Annotated in this window: 29 protein-coding genes; 17 read left to right on the top strand and 12 right to left on the bottom strand. The window is 59.7% G+C overall.

All coding sequences use genetic code 11. The features are described 5' to 3' along the window. Window positions 1–2 precede the first annotated feature (2 nt). Complete coding sequence (ypfH, locus tag AC097N_RS14295) at window positions 3–677, bottom strand: esterase (protein ID WP_479581987.1); 675 nt, start codon at window positions 675–677, stop codon at window positions 3–5. Window positions 678–857: 180 nt separating this feature from the next. On the opposite strand from ypfH, the gene ylqF reads away from it, so the two are divergent. Further along, a complete protein-coding gene (ylqF, locus tag AC097N_RS14300) occupies window positions 858–1,817 on the top strand; it encodes a ribosome biogenesis GTPase YlqF (protein ID WP_479581989.1) in 960 nt (319 codons plus the stop codon). 35 nt (window positions 1,818–1,852) lie between these two features. Here the strand turns inward: ylqF and AC097N_RS14305 are convergent, their stop codons facing one another. Then, window positions 1,853–2,146, bottom strand: coding sequence for a 2Fe-2S iron-sulfur cluster-binding protein (locus tag AC097N_RS14305; RefSeq protein ID WP_479581991.1), 294 nt, complete (start codon window positions 2,144–2,146; stop codon window positions 1,853–1,855). 88 nt (window positions 2,147–2,234) lie between these two features. On the opposite strand from AC097N_RS14305, the gene AC097N_RS14310 reads away from it, so the two are divergent. Next, on the top strand, window positions 2,235–2,762 hold the full coding sequence (locus tag AC097N_RS14310) for an N-acetyltransferase family protein (RefSeq protein WP_479581993.1): 528 nt from the start codon (window positions 2,235–2,237) through the stop codon (window positions 2,760–2,762). 15 nt (window positions 2,763–2,777) lie between these two features. Here the strand turns inward: AC097N_RS14310 and AC097N_RS14315 are convergent, their stop codons facing one another. Beyond that, the gene (locus tag AC097N_RS14315) at window positions 2,778–3,896 is read right to left on the bottom strand and encodes a beta-ketoacyl-ACP synthase III (RefSeq protein ID WP_479581995.1); all 1,119 of its coding nucleotides are present in this window, start codon (window positions 3,894–3,896) and stop codon (window positions 2,778–2,780) included. Between the two features lie 149 nt (window positions 3,897–4,045). On the opposite strand from AC097N_RS14315, the gene AC097N_RS14320 reads away from it, so the two are divergent. Next, window positions 4,046–4,969, top strand: a complete 924-nt coding sequence (locus AC097N_RS14320; RefSeq protein ID WP_479581997.1) for a DUF808 domain-containing protein — start codon at window positions 4,046–4,048, stop codon at window positions 4,967–4,969. A gap of 148 nt (window positions 4,970–5,117) precedes the next feature. Next, window positions 5,118–6,269, top strand: a complete 1,152-nt coding sequence (locus tag AC097N_RS14325; RefSeq protein WP_479581999.1) for an HD-GYP domain-containing protein — start codon at window positions 5,118–5,120, stop codon at window positions 6,267–6,269. 34 nt (window positions 6,270–6,303) lie between these two features. Here the strand turns inward: AC097N_RS14325 and AC097N_RS14330 are convergent, their stop codons facing one another. From AC097N_RS14330 to AC097N_RS14340, 3 genes are read right to left on the bottom strand one after another with little or no spacing between them, the layout of a single operon-like run. Further along, window positions 6,304–6,774: an SRPBCC family protein gene (locus AC097N_RS14330; protein WP_479582001.1), complete on the bottom strand. Its 471-nt coding sequence runs from the start codon at window positions 6,772–6,774 to the stop codon at window positions 6,304–6,306. A gap of 42 nt (window positions 6,775–6,816) precedes the next feature. Next, entirely contained in the window at window positions 6,817–7,338 is a 522-nt protein-coding gene (locus AC097N_RS14335) for a 3'-5' exonuclease (RefSeq protein ID WP_479582002.1), read from the bottom strand. Between the two features lie 52 nt (window positions 7,339–7,390). Beyond that, window positions 7,391–7,783 carry a translational machinery protein gene (locus tag AC097N_RS14340; protein WP_479582004.1) on the bottom strand — a complete coding sequence of 131 codons (393 nt, stop codon included), beginning with the start codon at window positions 7,781–7,783 and terminating at the stop codon, window positions 7,391–7,393. Between the two features lie 117 nt (window positions 7,784–7,900). Here AC097N_RS14340 and AC097N_RS14345 point away from each other — a divergent pair, with 117 nt between their 5' ends. The 3 genes from AC097N_RS14345 to fghA are packed head-to-tail and all read left to right on the top strand — an operon-like array spanning window position 7,901 to window position 10,894. Continuing rightward, window positions 7,901–8,902, top strand: coding sequence for a tRNA dihydrouridine synthase (locus AC097N_RS14345; RefSeq protein ID WP_479582006.1), 1,002 nt, complete (start codon window positions 7,901–7,903; stop codon window positions 8,900–8,902). Window positions 8,903–8,939: 37 nt separating this feature from the next. After that, entirely contained in the window at window positions 8,940–10,046 is a 1,107-nt protein-coding gene (locus AC097N_RS14350; RefSeq protein WP_479582008.1) for an S-(hydroxymethyl)glutathione dehydrogenase/class III alcohol dehydrogenase, read from the top strand. Continuing rightward, window positions 10,046–10,894, top strand: coding sequence for an S-formylglutathione hydrolase (gene fghA, locus AC097N_RS14355; RefSeq protein ID WP_479582010.1), 849 nt, complete (start codon window positions 10,046–10,048; stop codon window positions 10,892–10,894). Before AC097N_RS14350 ends, fghA begins: the two co-directional genes overlap by 1 nt. A 17-nt stretch (window positions 10,895–10,911) precedes the next feature. Here the strand turns inward: fghA and AC097N_RS14360 are convergent, their stop codons facing one another. Next, the gene (locus tag AC097N_RS14360) at window positions 10,912–11,643 is read right to left on the bottom strand and encodes a helix-turn-helix domain-containing protein (RefSeq protein WP_479582012.1); all 732 of its coding nucleotides are present in this window, start codon (window positions 11,641–11,643) and stop codon (window positions 10,912–10,914) included. Between AC097N_RS14360 and AC097N_RS14365 the strand changes: the two genes are divergently transcribed. The 3 genes from AC097N_RS14365 to AC097N_RS14375 all read left to right on the top strand — a co-directional run bounded on the left by AC097N_RS14365 (window position 11,642) and on the right by AC097N_RS14375 (window position 14,484). Beyond that, window positions 11,642–11,926 carry a hypothetical protein gene (locus AC097N_RS14365; RefSeq protein WP_479582014.1) on the top strand — a complete coding sequence of 95 codons (285 nt, stop codon included), beginning with the start codon at window positions 11,642–11,644 and terminating at the stop codon, window positions 11,924–11,926. The genes AC097N_RS14360 and AC097N_RS14365 overlap by 2 nt on opposite strands. 5 nt (window positions 11,927–11,931) lie before the next feature. After that, on the top strand, window positions 11,932–13,854 hold the full coding sequence (locus AC097N_RS14370) for an MFS transporter (RefSeq protein ID WP_479582016.1): 1,923 nt from the start codon (window positions 11,932–11,934) through the stop codon (window positions 13,852–13,854). A 147-nt stretch (window positions 13,855–14,001) separates the two neighbouring features. Beyond that, window positions 14,002–14,484 (top strand): hypothetical protein, encoded by a 483-nt coding sequence (locus tag AC097N_RS14375; protein ID WP_479582018.1) that lies wholly within the window; start codon window positions 14,002–14,004, stop codon window positions 14,482–14,484. Between the two features lie 86 nt (window positions 14,485–14,570). On the opposite strand, the gene AC097N_RS14380 is transcribed toward AC097N_RS14375, so the two are convergent. The 4 genes from AC097N_RS14380 to AC097N_RS14395 form a co-directional block, all read right to left on the bottom strand. Continuing rightward, window positions 14,571–15,350, bottom strand: a complete 780-nt coding sequence (locus tag AC097N_RS14380) for a C40 family peptidase (protein WP_479582019.1) — start codon at window positions 15,348–15,350, stop codon at window positions 14,571–14,573. A 106-nt stretch (window positions 15,351–15,456) separates the two neighbouring features. Next, window positions 15,457–16,581 (bottom strand): ATP-binding protein, encoded by a 1,125-nt coding sequence (locus tag AC097N_RS14385; RefSeq protein ID WP_479582021.1) that lies wholly within the window; start codon window positions 16,579–16,581, stop codon window positions 15,457–15,459. Window positions 16,582–16,648: 67 nt separating this feature from the next. Then, a complete protein-coding gene (locus AC097N_RS14390; RefSeq protein WP_479582023.1) occupies window positions 16,649–16,903 on the bottom strand; it encodes a hypothetical protein in 255 nt (84 codons plus the stop codon). A 106-nt stretch (window positions 16,904–17,009) separates the two neighbouring features. Further along, window positions 17,010–17,432: an Lrp/AsnC family transcriptional regulator gene (locus tag AC097N_RS14395; protein WP_479582024.1), complete on the bottom strand. Its 423-nt coding sequence runs from the start codon at window positions 17,430–17,432 to the stop codon at window positions 17,010–17,012. A 161-nt stretch (window positions 17,433–17,593) separates the two neighbouring features. Here AC097N_RS14395 and ctlX point away from each other — a divergent pair, with 161 nt between their 5' ends. Together ctlX and AC097N_RS14405 are read left to right on the top strand one after the other, a co-directional pair. Beyond that, window positions 17,594–18,526 (top strand): citrulline utilization hydrolase CtlX, encoded by a 933-nt coding sequence (ctlX, locus tag AC097N_RS14400; RefSeq protein WP_479582026.1) that lies wholly within the window; start codon window positions 17,594–17,596, stop codon window positions 18,524–18,526. 60 nt (window positions 18,527–18,586) lie between these two features. Continuing rightward, window positions 18,587–19,807 (top strand): 6-phosphofructokinase, encoded by a 1,221-nt coding sequence (locus AC097N_RS14405; RefSeq protein ID WP_479582027.1) that lies wholly within the window; start codon window positions 18,587–18,589, stop codon window positions 19,805–19,807. Here AC097N_RS14405 and AC097N_RS14410 read toward each other — a convergent pair whose 3' ends face one another. Further along, the gene (locus tag AC097N_RS14410; protein WP_479582029.1) at window positions 19,808–20,731 is read right to left on the bottom strand and encodes a LysR family transcriptional regulator; all 924 of its coding nucleotides are present in this window, start codon (window positions 20,729–20,731) and stop codon (window positions 19,808–19,810) included. Between the two features lie 92 nt (window positions 20,732–20,823). Here AC097N_RS14410 and AC097N_RS14415 point away from each other — a divergent pair, with 92 nt between their 5' ends. The 5 genes from AC097N_RS14415 to AC097N_RS14435 all read left to right on the top strand — a co-directional run bounded on the left by AC097N_RS14415 (window position 20,824) and on the right by AC097N_RS14435 (window position 24,657). Beyond that, window positions 20,824–21,024 carry a hypothetical protein gene (locus tag AC097N_RS14415; protein WP_479582030.1) on the top strand — a complete coding sequence of 67 codons (201 nt, stop codon included), beginning with the start codon at window positions 20,824–20,826 and terminating at the stop codon, window positions 21,022–21,024. After that, the gene (leuC, locus tag AC097N_RS14420; RefSeq protein WP_479582032.1) at window positions 21,021–22,448 is read left to right on the top strand and encodes a 3-isopropylmalate dehydratase large subunit; all 1,428 of its coding nucleotides are present in this window, start codon (window positions 21,021–21,023) and stop codon (window positions 22,446–22,448) included. Before AC097N_RS14415 ends, leuC begins: the two co-directional genes overlap by 4 nt. A 1-nt stretch (window position 22,449) precedes the next feature. Continuing rightward, the gene (leuD, locus tag AC097N_RS14425; protein ID WP_479582034.1) at window positions 22,450–23,088 is read left to right on the top strand and encodes a 3-isopropylmalate dehydratase small subunit; all 639 of its coding nucleotides are present in this window, start codon (window positions 22,450–22,452) and stop codon (window positions 23,086–23,088) included. 40 nt (window positions 23,089–23,128) lie between these two features. Continuing rightward, window positions 23,129–24,013, top strand: a complete 885-nt coding sequence (locus AC097N_RS14430) for an alpha/beta fold hydrolase (protein ID WP_479582036.1) — start codon at window positions 23,129–23,131, stop codon at window positions 24,011–24,013. Between the two features lie 164 nt (window positions 24,014–24,177). Continuing rightward, window positions 24,178–24,657: a hypothetical protein gene (locus tag AC097N_RS14435; RefSeq protein ID WP_479582038.1), complete on the top strand. Its 480-nt coding sequence runs from the start codon at window positions 24,178–24,180 to the stop codon at window positions 24,655–24,657. The last annotated feature ends 305 nt before the right edge of the window (window positions 24,658–24,962 follow it).

Below are 24,962 nucleotides of genomic sequence, written 5' to 3' on the forward strand. Positions count from 1 at the left end.
CGTCAGCTGGGTGTATTGGCTTTGAGTGCTTCGGTCCACAGCCGTTTGGGCAGGTGCGAGCTGAGCTTGCTCACCACCAGGTCCGCAAAGTCCGTGTGAATTTCATGGCCGATGAAGGGCAGCACTTCGGCAGTAATGTCCGCCCCCAGGCCCAGCAGGTGATGGGCGGCCTCGACGGCGTAACCGTAGGGAATGATTTCATCGGTTTTGCCGTGCAGGAAGTGAATGGTGATTTCTTCGGGGGCTGCCTCGGGCAAGGTGGCGAAGCGGCCACTGATGGAGAACACCCGTGAGGCCATGGGCGTCGGTCGTTTGGTGGATTCGAGCGCCATGATGGCCCCTTGCGAAAATCCGATCAATGCAGTGGCGGAGGCCTTCACGCCCGCTTCGTGTTGCCAATGGGCGATGCAGGCTTCAAACGCCGGCATGGCTTCTGCAATCCGCGGCAGGCGGTTGTCTTCCGTGATGCCGGCGACCGAAAACCACTGAAAACCCGTGCCGTTGGCCGACGGCTGGTAGGCCGCGACCGCGACCACCATGGCTTGTGGAAACTCGGCTGCCAGCCGCTCACCCAGGGGTTTCATGGACTGGGCATTGGAGCCGACGCCATGAAAAAGCAGGATGAGTTGGGCGGCAGGGTAGGCAGGGCGCTGGATGATGTGGGCGTTTTGAGTCATTGAAGTCTCCGGTGGTGTGGGCAGCAAGTTGACCTCATTTTATGAAAGGCGCAGCCTTGGGCGCGCGCCATGGCGAGGGACAATAGGGCAGGTTACCAACTTAATGTCAGGTTTGCAGGGGCAAGCTGGGGGCAGCGGGTTGGTCAACAACAGATTGACGGCAACAGGAGCACACACAACATGGCTATTCAATGGTTTCCGGGTCACATGCATTTGACCAAAAAAGCCATTCAGGACCGCATCAAGAACATCGATGTGGTGGTGGAGTTGCTGGACGCGCGCCTGCCAGGGTCGAGCGCGAACCCCATGCTGGCCGAACTCACGGCGGGCAAACCGGCGCTCAAGGTGCTGAACAAGCAGGACCTGGCTGACCCGGCGCGCACAGTGCAGTGGCTGGCGCATTACAACGCCTTGCCCGGCACGCGCGCGCTGGGGCTTGACGCCAGCGTGACGGCACCGGCCAAGGCACTGGCCCAGGCCTGTTTTGCGCTCGCACCGACCCGCGGCGGCATGGTCAAGCCCATGCGGGTGCTGATTTGCGGCATTCCCAATGTGGGCAAGTCCACCCTCATCAATACGCTGACGGGAAAACGGGCCGCCAAAACGGGTGACGAGGCGGGGATCACCAAGCTGGAGCAGCGTATTTCGCTGGCGGATGATTTCTACCTGTATGACACGCCGGGCGTGCTGTGGCCGCGCATCATCGTGGCCAAAAGCGGTTACAACCTGGCGGCCAGCGGCGCCATTGGCCGCAATGCCTTCAATGAAGAAGAAGTGGCGCTGGAACTGCTGGACTATCTGAAAACCCATTACGCGCCCTTGGTGGAGGCCCGTTTCAAGCTGGAAGGCGTGGCGGCGATGACGGACGAGGAGCTGCTGGAGGCCATCGGGCGCAAACGCGGCGCCCTGCAGGGCGGCAAGCGGATCAACCTGCAAAAAGCGGCCGAGATTGCCATTTATGATTTTCGGGCGGCGGTGATGGGCCGCATCACCCTGGAAACGCCCGAAGAGTTTGCGCAATGGCTGGCCGCCGGGCAGATCCTGGATGCGCAACGCCAGGTCAAGAAAGATGCGATCGAACTGGATCGCAAGATCCGTTTCAAGAAAATTCCACGCCCCGACAAGCGGTCAGACGACTGAGCGCTTTGGGCCTGGCCGCAAGTTTTGGTTCAGGTTCAGGCGCCGCTGACCAGCACCAGGTCTGAACATGGAAAGGCAACGCAGGGCAGGGCGTAGCCTTCGTTCTTTTCCTCGGCGCTCAGCCCTGGCCAGTCGATCTCGTAACGCACTTCGCCCTCTACCAGCTGCGCAATGCAGGTGCGGCAGGTGCCGTTGCGGCATGAACTGGGCCAGTCAACACCGCCCTGTTCCAGGGACATGAGCAGTGGCTGGTGGGTCCAGGCGTCCACTTGTTGCGCGTCAGGCTCAACGATGGCAGTGTAAAAAAGAGGGGTGTCGGGTACGGGCATGCAGGGATTGTATTGAGCTGCAAAAGCCAATTGCGGCGACAATCCAACTCCAATTTTTATTATTCGTTTGGTCCTCCAAGCTACTTTCATGTCCAGTACGTCCAACATTGAAGTTCGTCCCGCCACCGTGCGCGATGCCAAGGCGATTGCCGAAATTCACGCCACTTCCAGCCAGGCCGCCTTCAAAGCCCTTTTTCCAGGCGAACAGGCGCCCGTGGTTTCTGCCGACAAGGGGCTTGCTTATTGGCGCGATGCGATTGAATTTGCCGAGCCGCAGGTGTATGTGGCGGTTGACGGAGAGAAAGTGGTCGGGTTTGTCGGCTTTGACCGCTCACGCGACAAGGGAACACCCAACACCATGGGTGAAATCTGGGCGATCTACCTGGACCCTTCTTACTGGGGACAAGGCGCTGGTTTGGCCCTGTGGGACGCCGCGCGCGATGGCTTGGTGGAAGAGGGGTGCACCAAGGTCTCGATCTGGGTACCGCTGGGCAACGAGCGCGCCCTGCGTTTTCACGACCTGGCCGGTTTCAAACGCGAGATGACCACCATCAAGACCGTGCCCATGGGCTCGGTCAAGGTCGAGGAAATCCGGATGAAGCGCGACCTGAGCTGACCCGGTTGTGGCGGCTCAGGTGCGGCGCACCACCACGCTGCCAATGGAATAGCCCGCTCCAAACGAGCAGATCACCCCTACTTCGCCGGTCTTGATGTCGTCGTGGTGGCGGTGAAAGGCGATGATTGACCCGGCCGAGGCCGTGTTGGCAAATTCGTCCAGGATCACCGGTGCATCTTCCGCCGTGGCATCGCGCCCCAGCAGTTTGCGGCTGATCAGCTGGTTCATGGCCAGGTTGGCCTGGTGCAGCCAGAAACGGCGCACCCCGGCAGGCGCCAGACCATGCTCCGCGAGGTGCCTGGTGATGTGCTCTGCGGCCATCGGGCACACCTCTTTGAAGACTTTGCGTCCCTCCTGATAAAAGAGCTGGTCCCGGTCTTCCGGGTTGCGGTCCTCGCTGCGTGACATGTACCCGGCGTTGTTGCGGATGCTGTTGGAAAACGTGGTGAGCAGGCGCGTGCCAATGACCTCAAACGCGCCAGCTGGGGCGGTGTCAAGCCGCTCAACCAGGATGGCGGTGCAGACGTCACCAAAGATAAAGTGACAGTCCCGGTCTTTCCAGGCCAGGTGGGGCGAGGTGATCTCCGGGTCCACCACCAGGATGGCGCGTGCCGAGCCGCTTTTGACGGCATTGACGGCCATGTCAATGGCAAACGTGGCCGAAGAACAGGCCACATTCATGTCAAACCCGAAGCCGTTGATGCCCAGGGCGGTCTGAATTTCGATCGCCATGGCGGGGTAGGCGCGCTGCATGTTGGCTGCGGCGCAGATGACGCCATCAATGTCCTGTGCTTGTTTGCCAGCGCGTGCCAAGGCATCGCGGGCCGCGGCCACACCAATTTCTGCCATCAGCGACATCTCGGTATCGGGGCGGGCCTGCAGGCGCGGGCGCATACGTAGCGGGTCCAGCACGCCGGTTTTCTCCATCACATAGCGCTGCTTGATGCCGGATGCCTTTTCGATGAACTCCACGCTGGACAGGGGGATGGGCGAGCGTGTGCCGGCCGCAATGTCGGTCGAGTACCTGGCGTTTTCCAGTTCGGCAAAGCTGTTGAAGGCGGTTACCAACTCCTGGTTCGAAATGACGTGCGGTGGAATGTAGAGTCCGGTGCTGCTGATGGCGACACGATGCATGGTGCTTGTCCCGAAAAAGTTCTTGTTTGGAAAGGTCCGACAGGCGCGATTATCAGTCGGGATACCTGGGCTGGTGAGGCCACGCCTGGCGCTGCGGCGACAATCGCCTCATTTGCCGGATTGCTCTGGCGTTCTGAAAGTGAACCACTATGGCCAGCAGTCTGCTTGCATTGATTGACGATATTGCCAGCGTTCTGGATGATGTGTCGGTGTTGACCCAGGTCGCGGCCAAAAAAACTGCGGGTGTGTTGGGCGACGATTTGGCCCTGAATGCGCAGCAGGTGGCGGGTGTCAAGGCCGACCGCGAGCTGCCGGTGGTCTGGGCCGTGTGCAAGGGCTCGTTTGTCAACAAGGCCATTCTGGTGCCTGCAGCCATTGCCATCAGTGCTTTTGTGCCCTGGGCCGTGACGCCGCTCCTGATGGTGGGCGGCGCCTTTTTGTGTTTTGAGGGGTTCGAGAAGCTGGCCCACAAGTACCTGCACAGCGAGGCTGACGATGCCGCGAGCCGCGCCGTCCTGCTGAAGGCGCTGGGGGACCCCTCTGTGGACCTGGTGGCGCTGGAGAAAGACAAAATCAAGGGGGCTGTCCGGACAGACTTCATCCTGTCAGCCGAGATCATTGCCATCACCCTGGGGACCGTGCAGGCCAGTCCACTGGTGACGCAGGTGGCCGTGCTCAGTGGCATTGCCGTGGTCATGACGGTTGGTGTGTACGGTTTGGTGGCCTGCATTGTCAAGCTGGACGACGCCGGGCTGTATCTGAGTCAGCGCAGGGGCGAGGGCGTTGGCGTGCGCTTGGGGCGCCGGATTGGACTGGCTGTCCTGAAGACCGCGCCCTACCTCATGAAGGCCTTGTCGGTGGTGGGGACGGCGGCGATGTTTCTGGTGGGGGGTGGCATTTTGACCCACGGAATACCCGGCGCACATGGCTGGATCGAACACCTCATGGGTGGGGCGGGGCCCGCCGTTCAGGGCTTGCTTTCGCTGCTTGTGGATGGGGTCGCCGGTGTGCTGGCCGGTGCCCTGGTGTTGGCAGGTGTCAACACGATGGGCCGGCTCAGGCGATGGTTTTAGCCTTTTGGGGCTCTAGCCCAGGCAGAATGTGCGCAAGTAGCTACTAAAAATATAGCATTCGTATCAAGACTGCGATCCGTACCTAGCTTGCATTTTTGAAGACTCATAGGTACAAACGAAACCAACCTGAGGTAGATTGATTGTGAAAATGTTGAGACTGCCGCGAGCCAAAGTCCAGATCGGCGCTCCCTTGCCTTGGAATGTGCGTGATGAGCAGGGCCAACTGTTGCTGTCCCGAGGGCACGTGGTGGCTAGCGAGCATCAGCTGGACCAGATATTGGAGCGAGGCGCCTTTGTGGATGTCGAGGAGGTGCGGGCGGTGGATCGGGCGGCCGAGCCTGAGCAGGTCAAGGCCGCCGTGGCGCCGCCCAATCTGTTCAGCCTGTGGGACCTGACCGCCGAGGGCTTGAAAAAGCTGCTCATCCAACCCGGGCTGGAGCCTGACTTTCCCGGGCGCGTCGACGCCTTTGCGCTTCATATTGTGGAACTGGTCGATATCAATGCAGACATCGGCATTTACCGCTGCATCCGACAGGACCAGTCCCACGATTTTTATTATGGCTACAGCCATTCAGTGCACACGGCGCTGCTGTGTATCCTGATGTCGCGCCACCTTAAATGGCCCCAGGGGCGGATGATGAGTCTGGTCAAGGCCGCGCTCACCATGAACATGACGATTCTGGATTTGCAGGGAGAAATGGCCGCGCAGGATGTGCCCATGAAGGACAAGCAGCGCGCTGCCATTCACGCTCACCCAGCTCAGTGCGTGGACCTTCTTGGCAAAGCCGGTGTGACCGACCCCGACTGGCTGGCGGCCGTGGCCCAGCACCACGAGCGGCCTGATGGCAGCGGGTATCCGCTGGGTCAGGAAGACGTTTGCGAAATGGCGGTTGCGTTGCGTGTGGCCGACGTCTACATGGCCAAGATCAGCCCGCGCGCCATGCGGGCCGCCTTGTCATCGCAGGACGCGGCCCGGCAGCTTTACCGCGAAGACAAGGGCGGTCCCATTTCGACGGCCATCATCAAGGAATTCGGTATTTATCCTCCCGGTGACTTTGTCAAACTGGCCTCGGGCGAACTGGGCATCGTGGTTCAGCGGACGGGCAACGTCCGTGCGCCGATCGTGGCCTGCATCACGGACACCGCCGGTCGACCGATTGCGCGCTCGCCGCGCCATGACACGGGGCAGGCAGGCTTTGCGATTGTGGCCAATGTCACGGACAAGACGATGCTCATGCGCTTGCCGCCTGAGCGTCTTTACGGTTTTTCCGTGGCGCCACCGGTGGTCAAAGCACCCTGAGCGGACTCTGGTGCCTGCCAGCGGAGTGGGCCTGTCAGGCCTCGCCGCCGAATTTTTTGGTCAGGTTGTCGATGTACTGCTCCACCAGTTTCTCGAACTCGCCCTCAACGACCGGGGCCACCACCATTTTCATGAGACCCGGCAAGGGCAGCGTCAGGTCGCCATTGATCTGGAGCAGGAGATGGGTGGATTTTTTCTTGTCGGTGATTTTCCAGTGGCCCGACACCAAGGCATTGCCTTCATCCTTGACCGGTGTCCACACCACCGAACCTTTGGCCCGGTTGGAGACGTACTTCGACGCATAGACGGTTTGCAAATTGGCTTGTCCAATGCCGATTTTGGCCATTTCCCAGCGGTAAGCGCCATCCCCCAGATCAACCAGCTTGTCGACTTTGGGAAAGAAGCTGGCCGAGGTGGGCACGTCCGACAGGACGTCAAACACGTCCTTGGCGCTGGCCCTGACTTCAAATTCGTAACCCAGATCGATGTTCACGTGGATGGTCATGAAAGGCTCCTTTGTTGTAAGTCGAATGGGGTGTGACGGGTGTCAATTCTGGCTGGTCCGAAGCCGAATGCGCTGCAGCGTCAATTGCAGCAGGCGGGCGTCGGCGCTGGCGCGGTGACGTTGGGCGCCGCGTTCGCTGGCCACTTCCGCCTTCACTTCATGCCAGTGATCGGCCTCTTCCTCGTCCAGGAGGGCGCGCAGATTCTCCAGCCGGAAGCGGGGGTACAGACCCGCCACGTCAAACAAGGCCCCGATCCAGCTGTAGTCGTTGACCCAGCCGTCCGAGTAAACCGTTTGACCCTTCAAATGGTCGTTCAGCATGCGGGCCACTTCAAGGGCCGGGCGACCTTTTTCAAGGAGCAGACTGCGGGAAATGTGGTGAACAGATTCTGCCTGGGCGTCCCAGTGTGTCCATTCGGGCTCAGGCAGGATCAGGCTGCAGAACGAGTGCCCATTGGGCAGGACCAGCCCAACTTCTATGGGGTAACTTTTACCTCCAAAGCCGGACGCCTCCACGTCCAGAATAGCGGGCACATCGGCATTGTTATTTTGTGCATGACTCATCTCCGCATCATATGCGGACCCCTGCCCGCGCCGACCACGAGCCGGTGTCAGTTCAGGGCTGTGTCAGCATCCGGTCCCGGGCCACAAAGTATTTGCGGGCATAGGCGACCAGCTGGCCATCACTCGGGTGGTCCACGGTTTCAACACCCAGCACCTTGTCGCTCATGTCGCGGTCATGGGTGTGGATGTGCTTGATGAGGTGCAACTTGGCCTGGGCCGGGCCCACCACCAGAATCTCCGTGGCCCCCTTCAGCGCCTCGACGATGGCGTGATAATAGGTGTGGTCTTCGGCCTCGCGCCCCGCCCCGACGGTGCCACTTTTGGCGTGCAAATGATGGTGCGGTTTGCTGGGGTGAACCACTGACTTTTCGACGTCGTCGGGGCTGATGTGCATGACATGGGCTTCAGAATGATCGAGCCAGACCACGGCGTGATAGTGCGACATGAATTTCCTTCTTTGCTTGTTTGATAAGACTTCAGCTTATGCCTTTGCATGCAGCCCACATTGATCAAGGTCAAGCATGACCCTTATTGCGTTGCCGTCCTGCGTCACTGACCTCCCATGACCATTCTCCTTGCCCCCATGGAGGGCCTGCTCGACTTTGTGCTTCGCGATATCCTGACCCGTGTCGGCGGGGTGGACCGTTGCGTGTCGGAGTTCATCCGGGTCACCAACACCTTGTTGCCAGAGCGCGTTTTCATTCGGGTTGTTCCCGAACTGCTCCATGGCGGCCGGACTTTGGCGGGCGTGCCGGTGCGGGCGCAGTTGCTGGGCTCAGATCCCGTTTGCCTGGCAGAAAACGCGGCCAGTCTGGCGTCTCTCGGCCCGCATGGCATTGACCTGAATTTTGGCTGCCCGGCCAAGGTGGTGAACCGCCACGGCGGCGGCGCGGCGCTGCTGGAGGATCCCGAGTTGCTGATGCGTATCGTCTCCGCCGTCCGGCGCGCTGTGCCTGCCCACCTGCCGGTTTCGGCCAAGATGCGCCTGGGTTTCAATGACGACTCACGGGCCGAAGAGTGTGCGCTGGCTATCCAGGCGGGTGGCGCCAGCGAGCTGGTGGTCCACGCCCGCACCAAGGCCGATGCCTACCGTCCCCCCGCCTACTGGGAACGCATTGCCGACATACGGGCTGCCGTGCACCTGCCGGTGGTGGCCAATGGAGAAATATGGAATGTTCAGGATGCCCTGCGGTGTCGCGAGTTGTCCGGCTGCGACATGCTGATGCTGGGCCGCGGCATCGTCACCGACCCCGGGCTGGCCCTGGCCATTCGGGCTCATGGGGCCACGGACGCCAGCGACACGCCGGGGCCTGCAACGGTGGCTTGGGGATCACTCATTCCCCTGATTGCCGAATTTTGGTACCTGGTGTGCAGCCGCCTGGAAGTTCGCCAGCAAGCCGGGCGGCTCAAGCAGTGGCTTAACTTTATGCGACGCCGATTCCCCGAGGCTGAACTGGCCTATATGGCTTTGCGTACCATGCACGACCCGGCCCAGGTCACCCAGTGGCTCACCGCCCATGATTACCCCGTGATGCACGCCGAATTGCTGGCCCACGTTGATTGACGTCCCATTTGCTTAACCCACCAAGAGAACCATTCCCATGAAAACGAAAGCCGCCGTTGCCTGGAAAGCAGGCCAACCCCTGACCATCGAAACCGTGGACCTGCAAGGCCCCAAGTTTGGTGAAGTGCTGGTTGAGATCAAAGCCACCGGCATTTGCCACACCGACTACTACACGCTCTCCGGTGCCGACCCCGAAGGCATCTTTCCGGCCATCCTGGGCCATGAAGGCGCGGGCATTGTGGTGGATGTCGGCCCCGGTGTCACCACCCTCAAGAAGGGGGACCACGTCATTCCGCTCTACACCCCCGAGTGCCGCCAGTGCAAGTTCTGCCTCTCGCGCAAGACCAACCTGTGCCAGCTCATTCGCGGCACGCAGGGCAAGGGCCTGATGCCCGATGCCACCAGCCGCTTCAGCCTGAACGGCGAACCCATCTTTCATTACATGGGCACCAGCACTTTCAGCAACTACACCGTGGCGCCCGAGATCTCGCTGGCCAAGATTCGTGAAGACGCGCCGTTTGACAAGGTCTGCTATATCGGCTGCGGCGTCACCACCGGCATTGGTGCGGTGCTGTTCACTGCCAAGGTGGAGGCGGGCGCCAACGTGGTCGTGTTCGGCCTGGGTGGCATTGGTCTGAATGTGATCCAGGGCGCGAAGATGGTGGGCGCCGACAAGATCATCGGCGTCGACATCAACCCGGCGCGCCAGGAGATGGCGCGCAAGTTCGGCATGACGCATTTTATCAATCCCAAGGAAGTCGACAACGTGGTGGATGCCATTGTTCAGTTGACTGACGGCGGGGCCGACTACAGCTTTGAGTGCATCGGCAACACCCAGGTGATGCGTCAGGCGCTGGAATGCACGCACAAGGGCTGGGGCCGCAGCATCATCATCGGCGTGGCTGAAGCGGGGGCTGAAATCAGTACCCGGCCGTTCCAGTTGGTCACGGGCCGCAAGTGGGAAGGCTCAGCCTTTGGCGGCGCCCGTGGCCGCACCGACGTGCCCAAGATCGTGGACTGGTACATGGAAGGCAAGATCAACATTGACGACCTGATTACCCACACCATGCCGCTGGAAGACATCAACAAAGGCTTTGAGTTGATGAAGAGTGGTGAGTCGATTCGCGGCGTGGTGCTGTTCTGATGGCGGCCCTGGAGTTGGTCAGCGAGCACGCCTGCTTTGGCGGTGTGCAGCGCTTTTACCAGCACGCCTCACGGGAGATTGGCTTGTCCATGCGCTTCTCGGTGTACCTGCCGCCCCAGGCAGCGCATGCCAAGGTGCCTGCGCTGGTCTACCTGGCCGGGCTCACCTGCACGGAAGAAACCTTCATGGTCAAAGCCGGTGCCCAGCGCATGGCGGCCGAACTGGGGCTGGCCCTCATTTGCCCGGACACCAGTCCGCGCGGCGCGGGTGTGCCCGGCGAGGCCGACAGCTGGGACTTTGGCGTGGGCGCCGGGTTTTACCTGGACGCCACCCAGGCGCCGTGGTCACAGCACTACCGCATGGAAAGCTACATCACCGCCGAGCTGCTGCCGCTGGTGACGCAGGCGCTGCCAGTCGATGGCGGACGCGTGGGCATTTTTGGCCACTCCATGGGCGGGCATGGGGCCCTGACATTGGCCTTGAAGCACCCGGCGCTGTTCAAGTCGGTCTCGGCCTTTGCGCCCATTTGCGCGCCTGCGCAGTGTCCGTGGGGCGAGAAAGCGTTGGCGGGTTACCTGGGGGCTGACGTCGCAAGCTGGGCGGCGCACGATGCCAGTGCCTTGATGAGCGCGCGCAGTTCGGCGCCGTTTCCGGGCGGCATCCTGATCGACCAGGGGCTGGCGGACAAGTTTTTGCCCACGCAATTGCACCCGCATTTGTTTGAAGCCGCCTGTGCGAAGGCCGGGCAGTCCCTGACGCTGCGTCGCCATGCGGGGTATGACCATGGGTACTACTTCATCGCCACCTTCATGGCGGACCATTTGTTGCATCACGCCCGGGTTCTGTAGCCCCCAACCCGTGCAGCTCAGCGGCGCAGCTGGGCAAACGCTTCCAGCTCCCAGCTGCGCATGCCCAACAGCAAGGTGTAACCCTGGCGGTCCTTCTCGGCCAGCTTCTGGTCTGCCAGGTGCTGCTGCGAGAAATCCTGGGCCACACGCTGCAGCCGCTCCATGAACGAGGGTGCCAGGCTGCGGCTGACCGAACCGTGAACCAGCAGCAGGCCTTCACCGGCGCCGTCAAAGCCGCCAGAAAAATAGTCGAGCAGGGCGTTCTCGCGAAAGTAGTTCATGACCGGCCCCTGCGGCCGCCAGCGAAAGGCCTTGGCCAGCTTGAGCCGGTAACGGTTCATGGGACGCAATTCAATGATGTTGATACGGTCCAGCTGCGCCAGGTACTTGATGCCCTCGGCCTCGCTGAGCCGGTAGCTGGTCACCATTTGCTCCAGCGTCCACTGGCTCAGCACGCAAATGGCCACCAGCAACAGTTTTTTGTCGGCCACCACGGCGCGTTCCTGCTCCTGGGTCAACTCGGCCAACAGGGGCTGGGCGTCGGCAACACGGCGCGCCAGGTCGGCAAAGTCGAGTTTCAGCGCACGGCAGATGGCGTCGATGCGCGACAGCGACATGTCGCCCTGACTCAACATGCGCTTCACGCTGGACTCCGCCATGCCCAAGGCCTGGGCCAGGTCGGCATAGGTCATCTGCGCCGCTTTGAGTTCCTTCTTGAGGGCGATGACGAGGTCGGCGGTGGTGCTCATGGGTATCGATTATCGATACCTTTTGTCTAATTTTAAAATTCTTGCTCTGAATCCGGTCCTTTTCAGGCGCCTGCAGAAACACACTGCGATCAACCCATTTTTCAAGGACACCGTTGTGATCAATCCGCTGACCCGTTTGGAGACCCGCTTGCTGCTGACTGCAATTCCATCGGCCTGGCATCTCTTGCATCGCGCCTTTGCGGCTTTCAATTTGTCCGTCATTGACGCCGTGCACAATAGCGCGCGGTCTTTGCCATCACTCCCCTCTGGCGTGCAGGTGTGACCCCCATGAATAACAACGAAACGGGAGATTTTGTGACCTCTGAAACCCACGCCCACCCCAACCAGTTCACGCTGCTTGGCCAACGCCGCTTCGCACCGTTTTTCTGGACACAGTTCTCCGGCGCGGCCAACGACAACCTGTTCAAGTTCGCCTTCACGGTGATGGTGACCTACCAGCTCAGCGTGGGCTGGTTGCCGCCTGCCATGGCGGGTCTGGTGATTGGTGCCTTGTTCATCCTGCCGTTTTTGTTGTTCAGCGCCACCAGCGGCCAGCTCACCGACAAGTACGACAAGACGTCCATGATCCGCTTTGTCAAAAACCTGGAGGTCGCCATCATGCTGTTGGCCGCGTGGGGCTTCATGACGGACAACGTGTTCATTCTGCTGGGCTGCACCTTTTTGATGGGCTTGCACTCCACCCTGTTTGGCCCGGTGAAGTTTGCCTACCTGCCGCAAGTGCTGTCCGAGCGGGAACTCACGGGGGGCAACGGCATGGTGGAGATGGGCACCTTTGTGGCCATTCTGCTGGGCAACATTGCGGGCGGCCTGCTGGTCGCCATTCCGGGCACCGGCCACCGTGACGTGGCGATCGGCTGCGTGGTACTGGCCCTGCTGGGGCGCTGGGTGGCGGGCTACATTCCCGCCGCACCGGCCACCGACCCGGGGCTCAAAATCAACTGGAACCCGGTCACCGAGACCTGGCGCAACCTCCAGTTGGCGCATGGCAACCCGGTGGTGTTTCGCTCGCTGCTGGGCATCAGCTGGATGTGGTTTTTTGGCGCTGTGTTTTTGAGCCAGTTCCCCAGTTTTGCCAAAGAAGTGCTGCATGGCAACGAGCAGGTCGCCTCACTCTTGCTGGTGGTTTTCTCCATCGGCATTGGCACCGGCTCTTTGTTGTGCGAGGTGTTCAGCCGCCGCCATGTGGAGATTGGCCTGGTGCCGCTGGGAGCCATCGGCATGAGTGTGTTCGCGGTGGATTTGTACTTTGCCGCGCGCGGGCTGCCGCCCTCGGACGTGATGAGCCTGGGTGCCTTTCTGGCCCAGCCCGCCCACTGGCGCGTGATGGCTGACCTGGCCTTGCTCAGCCTGTTTGCCGGTTTGTACAGCGTGCCCATGTATGCACTCATCCAGCTGCGCAGCCAGCCCACGCACCGGGCCCGCATCATCGCGGCCAACAATATTCTGAATGCCTTGTTCATGATTGCCAGCTCGCTGATAGCTGGCATGTTGCTCAAAAGCGGCTTCACCATTCCGCAAATATTCTTGTTCACCGGCCTGGCCAATGCGGTGGTGGCGTTCTACATCTTCATGCTGGTGCCCGAGTATTTGCTGCGCTTCGTGGCCTGGGTGCTGTCGCACTTTATCTACCGCTTCAAGGTGACGGGCGATGAGAACATTCCGACCCAGGGCGCGGCCATTCTGGCCTGCAACCACGTGAGTTTTATCGACGCCGTGTTGTTGATGGCGGCCAGCCCGCGCCCGATTTACTTTCTGATGGACCACCGCATTTTTCGGGTGCCGGTGCTGGGCTGGTTGTTCCGCCTGGCCAAGGCCATTCCGATTGCACCGCGTGCTGAAGACCCGGTAGCCTACGAGGCGGCGTTTGAAGCTGCAGCCCAGATGCTGAAAGATGGTGATCTGCTCGCGATCTTTCCCGAAGGCGGCATCACCAAGGATGGCACGCTGCAGGAGTTTCGGCTCGGCATCATGAAGATTCTGGAACGCCAATCGGTGCCCGTGATCCCGATGGCGCTGACCAATCTCTGGGGGTCTTTCTTCAGCCGCATCGAACAGGGTGGCGCGATGGTGCGGCCGTTTCGTCGCGGCGCGTTCAGCCGTGTGGGGCTGAACGTGGGCACGCCCATCCGTGCTGGCGACGTACAAACCGAGACCCTGCGCCTGCGCGTGGCTGAATTGTTGAACCGTTGAATTTCTCCACCGCGTCAGTCGTCTGATGGTATTGAATTTTGATACGTTAAGTCGTTGGTCAATATACTTGCGTTGAATTAAGAGACTTTTCAGCGCCCCTCGCGCAAAGTGCACCTACAAGCATGTGCTTGGGTCACCTGGAAATATATGAAGTCTTTGATCAACGCCAGCCCCCGCGCTCCCCGCGTGTTACGCCTGGTTCGTGGTGCCACTGTGATCGGTGCCATGGCCTCGGTGGTCGCCTTGTTAACCGGCTGCTACGTGGTGCCGATTCACCCCACGCAAGCTGCCGCACCCGTGGTTTACGTGCCCATGGCGCCACCGGCACCCATGACCTTCGCCGCGCGGCTGTACCCGGCCAATGAGATGGCGTCGGCCTACGGCATGGTAAGCGCGGTGGTCACCAATGACCTCAATGGGCGGGGCACTTTCAGCACGGCCATCAACGGTGAAAACTTCACGGGTGAAGCGACCCGGGTGGCCGGTTCGTCACGCGACGGTCTGGCCAACGGGGCGGGTAACCGGGGCAGTTTTATCAACTGCCGCTACCAGATGAACTCGGCCACGCTAGGCACCGGGCAGTGCCAGTTGTCCAATGGGGCGAAGTTCACCATGCATCTCGGTAATTAACGGAGTTGCCGACCGGGTTGGTCAGCAGGTTATGTCCAACCCAGTTGCTATATTATTAATAGCTACTCCCGCACGGACCACCTGGGCTACAGGCCTGTTTGGTTCAAAGCGAAGATGGGGGGCGGCGATTTCAGGTGCCCCACATACTGCAGCGCTTGGTGGATGCGGACCGAGGGCACATCGCCCTCGCGCATGTGCAGCAGGTCCCCGGGGTTGATCAGGCGCGGGTCGGCATCGGTCAGCGGCAAACCGGCGCTGCGGTAGGCCTCCAGAATGAACTGGGAGCAAAAGAACTGGTCGTTGCGGCCCAAGCCCAACTGCACGGCCGCCACGCCCCGAATGCAAAAGTCGCGCACCAGCGCGGGCACCAGGGGCAACTCGCAGGCCCGCCGTTCCAGGGCAAAAGGCGCCTGCAGCATGACCCCGACGTAGTTGTATTTTTGCCCCACATGCTGTGCCACAAAGGTGTCCATGCGGTCCACATGCGTGGCCGTGATGCCCGGATGCCGAAACGCCACGACCGTCACTTCATCAGACACCAGTTCGCGCATGGAGCGCATGCGAATGCCCGAGCCCACGGCCTCGGCCACCTGCCCATTGGCCAGGTAAACGGCCGCATGGCTGACCGGCGAGAGCGTGACCAGACGGATGCCCGCCGAGTTCAAACCGTTGTCGGCCGTGAGGATGATGTCCCCGGGCTGCAGCGCGTCCAGGTTGACCAGTTGCCCGCCGTTGGCCGGGTGCAAGGCCATGCTTTGAAACGCCAGCGACTGCTCACCGGTGGTCTCGCTGGTCTTGATGGCGGTGGCGCAAGCGCCCAGCAGCAGCGTCAGGAGGAGGGCGCCGAGGTGTCGTGTGTGCTTCATGGGTCGGTTCGGATCAAAAAACAGAAAATTTATAAGAAATCGGGCTGTAGCCCAGGTGTATCGTGCGATAGTAGCTATCAATAATATAGCAATATGGATGACCGGTTCAGTCAATCGTTCGCCGCGCAGTGACCCAAGTCTGGAACTCGGGGTCTTCAAAGCGGTAGGCCCCGTGGTCCACGCGCGCCATCAATTGCAGCTTGATGCCGGTGAGCCGCCGAATGGAGGTGCGGGGCGCGCTGGTGGTGACATCGGGCAGTTCCAGCAGGTCCTGTAGTTGCTTGAGTGCCTGTGCGCTGTACAGGTCTTGCACACCGCGTGCGGCCAGCAGCAGCACGGCGCGGTCGGCGCGGCTGAGTTCCTTCCACACCCTGGCGTAGCCCGTGTCGTCATGCACCCGTGCCAGCGTGTACTGCAGTGCCTGTTCCGGCCCGTGCTGCTGGTACATCAGGTAGCGCTCGATGTACCAGCGGAAAAATTCGGGGTTTTCCTTCAGCGCGTTAAAAGCGTGCAGGGCGTCTTCCAGGCCCAGGGGATTTTTGGCCACCAGGCTGAGCTGGCGCACCATGGCCTGCACAAACTCGCATCCCAGCAGGGGAAAGGGCTCCAGTGGCGCCCAGTTGTAAAACGGCGCCGCTGAGCGGGAAAACATCTCGCGCAAGGCCGCCTCGGACGAGCCCGCAAACAGCACCTTGATCCCCGCCTTGCGGATGTCCAGCCCCGCACGCAGCGAGTGGGCCACGGCCTTGTGTTCGGGCGCAGCCAGCACCTGGGCCTCGTCAATGACCAGCAGCAGGCGTTTCTTGGCTTTGTCGGCCGCCTGCAGCGCGGCCTGGATGGCGGGCACCGCCGCTTTTTCTTTGTCCGCCAGGTCCAGTTCCAGCGAGCCCTCAATGCCCAGCGGCAGTTTGCCGCCGCCTTTGAGTTTGCGAATGGGGGTGTTCAGGTCTTCCCAGAACTTGCCCAGACCGGTGGGCTGGGTCGCCAGCAGAATGGCGGTGGCCAGCGCTTGGCCGGGGTGTTCGGTGTCGTCCCACAGGTTGACGTAGGCTGCCAGGTAACCCGCATGCAAGGCGGCGGGCAGCAGGTCGTGTTTCAAAAACTCGCTCTTGCCCATGCGCCGCCGCGCAAACAGCCCGCGTGCCGAGGTCAGCCCGAGGTCAAAGCCCTGCAGGTAGGCCTGCGCCAGGTCGGGCCGGGAAAAGTGCCAGGGGTCTGTCAAATCGCTCATGTGACCGATTTTGACAAACTTTTGTCAATTGACAATAGCCTGTCGAAAGTTGTCGGTTGGACGGGCCTTACCCCTTGGGGTGCGTATGTCGGTAGGCTTTGATGACCTCAGACACCTTCTCCAGCTTCTGCATGGCTTCGGGCACAAACTTGGTGATCGGGTGGGCGGCCCGGTACTTCTCCAGAAAGTCTTCAAGCGTCTCGTGCTGGTCGACGGGCAAGCGGGCATCCATCTCTTTTTTGGTGCTGTACGCGTGCTGCTGGCGCAACTCGGCGGCCAGATCGCGCACATGGGCTGCCAGTATCAAGTCTTTGGTTTTCATGACCGCTCCGGTTCAAGTGGACTGGAGGATAGGTTAACCAATCAGCCCGATGTGCGCTTGCAAAAATGCACGTTTTTTTGACGGCGCCACCTTCGCAAGCCCGGTGTTACACCTTGTGGGTTGACAGCAGAATGCTGGTCTCGGTGGTGGCGATGCCGCTGATGCGGCGAATCGCGTTGAGCACGCGGTCAAACTCCTCCAGCGTGTCGGTCCGCAACTCGGCCACGATGTCCCAGCGCCCATTGGTGGTGTGCAGCGCGCTGACATTGGGGTGCCCCCGCAGCGTCTGGATCACCTCCGCCGCGCGGTTGCCCTCCACCGCCACGGTCATCAGGGCGCGCACGCGCGGTCCCTCGGCAGCGGGCTTGAGCCGCAGGGTGTAGCCCAGAATCGTGCCGTCTTTCTCCAGGCGCGCCAGCCGGTTTTGCACGGTGGCGCGGGCCACGCGCAGCTTCTGGGCCAGCGACACCACGGGGGTGCGGGCGTTGTCGCGCAGCAGGCCAATGAGTTCACGGTCGGTGTCATCCATGGGGTTCAGGTCTTTCAAATTGCTATCTCGGATGTTGCATTGTGAATAAAAAATGGGCAACAAGTGTCAATAGCTGCTCTTTTGTTTGGCATCACCTTGAAGAAAAATTGAAACCACCCCGAACCCACCCGGGGCTGTTCAATCCCACACTGGAAAACCCCATGCCCTCCATCCGTTCTGTTCAGGCCCCGTCCGCCGTGGTCATGATTCGCCCGCACGCCTTCACCCCCAACCCGCAGACCGCGGCCGACAACAGTTTTCAGCGCGCCCACCCGCAGGGCGAGGCGCCCGCGCTGGCGGCGCTGGCCCATGACGAGGTCACCACCGCCGCAGCCATGCTGGAGCACCATGGTGTTCGCGTCCACCTGTTTGAGGACACTGGCGAGCGCGACACACCCGACTCGGTATTCCCCAACAATTGGTTCAGTACCCACGCCGGTGGCCATGTGGCGCTGTACCCGATGTACTCGGCCAACCGGCGCCGTGAGCGCCGCCACGATGTCATCGAGATGCTCAAGGCCGACTACCGGGTGCAGGACGTCATCGACTATTCCGGTCTGGAGGCGGATGGCCTGTTTTTGGAAGGCACGGGCGCCATGGTGCTGGACCACGTGGAGCGCATTGCCTACACCTCGCGCTCCAACCGGGCGCACGCGGTGGCGCTGGAGCGGTTTGCCACGCACTTCAATTTTGAGCCCATGGTGTTTGACGCCGCCAACGAAGCAGGCCAGGCGGTCTACCACACCAATGTGCTCATGTGTGTGGCCACCGACTTTGCGATGGTGGGGATTGAGCTGATGCAAGACCCCGCGCGTCGCGCTGAAATCCATGCCCGGCTCACAGCCTCGGGGCGCGACGTCATCGCGCTCAGCAATGCGCAGATTGCCGAGTTTGCAGGCAACGCGCTGGAGCTGACGGGCCGCGACGGTCGCCTGTTGGCCATGTCCTCGCGCGCCCGGGCCAGCCTGACCCCGGCGCAGGTGGCCGTGATCGAGCGCAGCGCCCGCGTGCTTGAACTGGCGGTGCCGATCATTGAACTCGCAGGCGGCTCCGTGCGCTGCATGCTGGCAGGTATTCACCTCGCCAGGCGCTGACAACCTGGGCACAATGGCGGCGACGATTCAACCAGCCATTCACAGCCAAGGAGTCCATGCATGTCTTCCGGAAAAATTCTTGTCGCCCAGGGCGGCGGCCCGACCGCCGTCATCAACCAGTCGCTGGTGGGCGTGGCGTTGGAGGCGCGGCGCTTCACGCAGGTAGAACACATCTACGGCGCGCGCCACGGCGTGCGCGGCATCGTGAATGAAGACTTTGTGGACCTCACGCAGGAGACCAGCCACAACCTGGAGGCCGTGGCCAACACACCGTCGAGCGCGCTCGGCTCCACGCGTGACAAGCCCGACGTGGCCTACTGCCAGGAAATCTTCAAGGTGCTGCAGGCGCACGAGATCGGGCACTTTTTCTACATCGGCGGCAACGACTCATCCGACACCGTGCGCATCGTCAGCCTGGAGGCGCAAAAGGCGGGCTACCCGCTGCGCTGCATTCACATTCCCAAAACGATTGACAACGACCTGGTGGGCAACGACCACACGCCGGGCTTTCCGTCCGCCGCACGCTTTGTGGCGCAGGCCTTTGCCGGGGCGAACCTGGACAACGCGGCCTTGCCCGGCGTGTACGTGGGCGTGGTCATGGGGCGGCATGCCGGCTTTTTGACCGCTGCATCCGCCCTGGGCAAGAAGTTTCCCGATGACGGCCCGCACCTCATTTACCTGCCCGAGCGCACCTTTGTGCTGGAGAAGTTTTTGGCCGATGTGAAAGCCACCTACGAGCGTTATGGCCGCTGTGTGATTGCCGTGTCCGAAGGCATTCACGACGCATCCGGTGCGCCCATTGCCGCGCTGTTGGCCAAAGACCTGGAGCACGACGCGCACGGCAACGTGCAACTCTCAGGCAACGGCGCGCTGGCTGATTTGCTGTGTGAAGAGATCAAGTCCAAACTCAACATCAAACGCGTGCGCGGCGACACCTTCGGCTACCTGCAGCGCTCCTTCATTGGCTGCGTGTCGGACGTGGACCAGCGCGAGGCGCGTGAGGTGGGCGAGAAGGCGGTGCAGTTCGCCATGTGGGGCTCGCGCGATGGCTCGGTGGCCATCAAGCGCACCGGCTTCTATTCGGTGGACTACGAACTGCTGCCGCTGGACGCCGTGGCCGGCAAAACCCGCACGATGGAAGACGAATTCATCACCCTCAACGGCACCGACGTGACCGATGCCTTTCGCATGTACCTGCGCCCCCTGCTGGGCTCAGGCATGCCCGATGCGTTCAGGCTGCGGCATCACCCGGTGGCGAAGGTGTTGAATCGGGGGCGGTGACTACCAGGTTCCGTACAAATTTCTGGATGGCGTTCTGTGAATTTTGAACTCATCGAGCAGCCAGTCCACCAGCACTCTCACCTTTGCTGGAGTTTGTTTGGTAGCTTGGAAAATCAGAGAAATATCAGCCGAGGGGTGGCTCCATTCGGGGAGCACAGGAACAAGTTGTAAGGCTCGCAGACTTTTAGCTATCTCCCACTGCGAGCGGATCAGGATTCCGTGTCCGTCCAGCGCCCAGCCTAGCGCTGAGGTTCCATCATTTGTGCTGAGATTTGAACGCACTTTGATCGACTCAATTTCAGACCCGTTGCGCAGGTGCCAAGTGCCAAAAGTCTCGTCACCTTCCCGAATGAATATGCAGCTGTGCTTGCCCAAATCTCTGGGATGAGAGGGCACCCCTTTGTCCGCCAGGTAGGACGGGGCCGCGCAAAGTATGCGACTGTTTTTCGCCAGCAGACGTGCGGTTAATCGGCTGTCCGTGAGGTCGCCAAACCTGATCATCAAATCAAATCCTTGATCGACCAGATTGACCGGACGATCACTCAGGTGCAGCTGGACATCAATCTGAGGGTACTGTTTAATAAATTTCGACAGCGCTGGCGCTATGTGGGTTCTCCCAAATCCCAAGGTTGCCGCTATTCGAACCGTGCCTTGAGGTTGTTTGCTACCTCCGCCAACCCGGCCTTCGAGTGCATTCATTTCTTCAAGAATCCGAACCCCTTCCATCAAGTATTCCTCGCCTTCTGGCGTCAGACTGATCTTGCGTGTCGTTCGGTTCATCAATCGAACCCCCAACCGCTTCTCAAGATTTGCCAAGCGGCGCGTAACCACAGGCGGAGTCACTCCCAGCTCCTGGGCGGCAGCGGCCATGTTGCCGAGCTTGACGATGAGGGCAAACAGCGCGATGTCTGAAAAAGCATCCATTATTTATTTTTAAGAAATAAAGAATGGATTTTAATTAAATTATTAAACAGGGGTTTATTGTTAGCATCAATCTACCTGCAAAGGAGACACTGATGAAACGACACATTTTTTTAGCTTCAAGCCTGTTAATCGCCTCTGGCTCGCTGCTCGCTCAAAACAAATACCCTGAAAAACCCATCAAGCTGGTTGTGCCCTATGCACCGGGTGGCAGCGTCGATATTGCAGCCGGTTTGGAAAAAGAATTGCCAGTATGGAAAAAACTCGTGAAAGAACGCGGGATCACCTCAGAATGAGCGCACTGAACCATAAAAACGAAGCTAAAACGCTTTATCAAAAGCTGGTTGACGCCCACACGGTACGGGTCATTGATGAGCAGAATATCCTTCTGTTTTGTGACCTGCATTTGATGAATGAATACACCAGCCCGCAGGCCTTCACGGGGCTGGATGAGCGCAATTGCAACGTGCCGATGCCAGGACAAAACGTGGCTATTGTCAGTCACATCATTCCAACCCATTCGGTGGCAATTCGTGTGATTCATGACACAGCGTCAGCACGTCAAGCCACGAACCTCGCGAAAAACTGCACCACGCATGGCATTCCCCTGTTTGACACCAACGATGCCATGCAGGGTATCGAACACGTGGTGGCTCCCGAGCACGGGATGATTCGCCCTGGCATGGTGGTGATTTGCGGCGACAGCCACACCACCACCTATGGCGCCTTGGGGGCGCTGGGTTTTGGCATCGGTACCTCCGAAGTCGAGCATGTTCTGGCGACCCAGACCCTGGTGTATCGGACCGCTAAAAACATGCGAATTCGCGTGGATGGATTACTACCCCACGGCACAACGAGTAAAGATTTGATCTTGATGATCATTGGCCAGATCGGCGCCCAAGGCGCACGCGGATTCGTCGTGGAGTACAGCGGATCGGCAATTCAGGCCTTGTCCGTTGAAGCCCGCTTCACCCTTTGCAACATGACGGTTGAAGCGGGTGCCCGTGGTGCGCTGATTGCCCCGGATGCGGTTTCAATTGACTACGTGTTGGCCAAGTGCCCCGACATCGTGGGTGAAACCCGCGAGCAGGCGCTAGCGCAGTGGACGCACCTTTACAGCGACAAGGACGCCAGGTTTGAAGTCGAATACACATTCGATGCGACGCATGTTGAGCCGCATGTCACCTGGGGCACCAGTCCGGACCAAGTGCTGGCTATTTCTGGACGCATCCCGGCGCCGAATGAGGTAGCACCGGAAAACAAGCGCAGTACCGAACAAGCGCTGGCCTATACCAAGCTGCAAGCCGGTGCGCCCATTGAAGGAACGCCGATTCAACACGTCTTCATTGGTTCGTGCACCAATGCGCGTATTGAAGACCTCAGGGCGGCTGCGCAAGTTGTTTCCGGGCAGCGAGTGGCCCCAGGTGTTCGGGCGATGGTGGTGCCGGGGTCCGGTGCTGTGAAACAACAAGCCGAAAAAGAAGGCCTGGATCAAATCTTCATCTCTGCCGGATTTGAATGGCGCAAGCCCGGTTGCTCCATGTGCCTCGCCATGAATGACGACGTGTTGACGGAAGGCACGCGCTGCGCCTCCACCACCAACCGAAACTTTGAAGGCCGACAGGGGCGCGGAGCCATCACCCACCTCATGAGTCCTGCCATGGCTGCTGCGGCGGCTGTGACCGGAAAGATCACCGACGTTCGTCGCCTTGGGAGCTGATATGCCAACCATTCAAACCATCCGGGGACACGCTGCGCCAGTCCGCATCGACAACCTCGATACCGACCAAATCATGCCCAAGCAGTTTTTGCGGGGTATCGACAAATCCGGGCTGGTGGAGGGCTTGCTGTATGACCTGCGTTACGACAGCCAGGGCCGCATCAAACCCGACTTCGTCCTGAACCAGGCCCAATACGCGAAATCCAGCGTGCTCCTGGCGGGCTCGAATTTCGGTTGCGGCTCAAGCCGTGAACATGCGGTGTGGGGACTCCTTCAATTTGGCATCAAAGCCATCATCGCTCCGAGTTTTGCCGAAATTTTCTACTCGAATGCAATGGGCAACCAATTGCTGTTGGTGAGCCTTCCCGCCGATCACGTTGAGGGTCTGATGCAGTTGGCAGAAAAGCCTGACTCGCCTGAAATCGTCATTGATGTGGAAAACCTTGACGTCAAATGTGAGGGTCTTCGCGCGATGAACTTCGAGATTTCAAAGCGACATCAAGAGATGTTCCTTCAGGGCGTTGACGTTGTTGGTATGTCTTTGAGCTACATGGACGAGATCAATGCATTTGCAAAAACGCATTGGAATCAGCAGCCATGGCTCAAGGATGTTGCTGCTCGCATGAAAGCCCGTGTTTAAACTCAACACGAAAAATAAACCCCCACCGATTCGCTCCGCCATGAACAGCTTGTTTCCCCAATTCGAACCCCATCTCATCGAGGTCAATGGTGTACAAATCATGGCCCGCATTGGTGGCTCAGGCCCTCCCATGCTCTTGTTGCATGGTCATCCGCAAACCCACGCTATTTGGCATCGTGTAGCGCCACGACTTGCAGAGTCACACACCGTGGTGATGACGGACTTGCGGGGCTATGGCGACTCATCCAAGCCGAAGGGTATGGCTGATCACAGCAATTACTCCAAACGCACGATGGCTTTGGACCAGGTGGAAGTTATGCGTCATTTTGGTTTTGAGCAGTTTGACGTCCTGGCGCATGACCGCGGTGCGCGAGTAGCCCATCGCTTGGCGATGGATCACACAAAAGCAGTTCAACGTCTGGTTTTGCTGGATATAGCGCCGACGTTGGCGATGTATGCACAAACGACCGATGCTTTTGCGCGCGCCTATTGGCACTGGTTTTTTCTAATTCAGGCGGCGCCACTGCCAGAGCGTTTGATTGAGTCCGATCCAGCTGCTTATGTGCGTGATGTCATGGGACGCCGTAGCGCTGGATTGGCCCCGTTTGATTCACGTGCTTTGGCAGAATACGTTCGTTGCCTCGAACTACCCGGTACAGCGCATGGCATATGCGAGGACTATCGCGCGTCTGCAAGTATCGACTTGGACCATGACCGTATCGATTTAAACGCCGGGCTTCGTCTGACACAGCCCCTGTTGGTGTTGTGGGGTGAACAAGGCGTGGTCCACAAATGCTTCAAACCGCTATATGAGTGGAAAAAAATAGCAGACGCCGTCTCAGGTGAACCACTGCCATGCGGGCACTACATTGCAGAGGAAGCGCCTGACTTATTGCTTCAACATGTCAGTGTTTTTTTGAAATAAAGGTGAGGCGTTCATTCGGTCGGTCTTTGCGTTTTCTCAATTCGTAGTCTTTTATTACTGAATTTAATCGGTTGCTATGGAGTGCACTTTCGTCCAGCAAATCGCCATGTGATTCCGCAGTTTTGTGGGACATATCAGATTTGTATTTCATAAGGGAAGTAACCATGCCGCTATCAGACAATGATCTTCGGGACGTCCAGAATCGCGTGCTCCGGATGTTCATGGACACAATTGCTACGTTCGAAATAATCGAGAGGAACGCGGAGGCCATCTATGGTGATAGAACACCGGACGTGCGAGCCGCAATCAACGAGTACCTCAACGATTTTCTGCGCAATACAGGGGCTTCAGGAGAGACGCATCCCGAGACGTTGATCTACCAGACGCCGCGACAGAACTTCCAGCGAGCCGGGTTTTATGGCGCCCAACTGAGTGTCAAAGAGCGCCAGGTCTCGAGAGCGAATGCCACCTTGCGCGAGCGCCTAACCGGGGGAGTTCGCCAACTGTGGAACAAGCCGTTCAAGAAATGGATAGATATCATTAACAATTTCTTGGGCAGCTTGGCATCTGCCACCGGATTGAGTGAGGCACTCAAAGAGCTGAAGGATTGCTTGCGCGACGAATTGCCTGATGACGACGAATAAGAAATACAACAAATCGCTACGGCCAACGACAAAGCGGCCTGACCGATAGACTCGGGCAGCTGTCACTTAGCACCACCAATGTGGCATTGCCTCTGATTTCTCAGTTCTATCAAAGGTGATATCCGGAGGCAAGTCGCTGCGCTGCCGGACAGAGTATCTGGCGCACTGAATGGCCCCGAAAAACGGGCGTAAGCACGCGGTGAACTCGCCTTGAACTGACTTCTCACATATCGCAAGATCGTGTGCACGTAACCAATCGTGCACACCATGCTCAAAGAATTAAACATTGCGACCTATTCGACTCA

This window comes from Rhodoferax sp. LS1R11 (genome assembly GCF_056521395.1).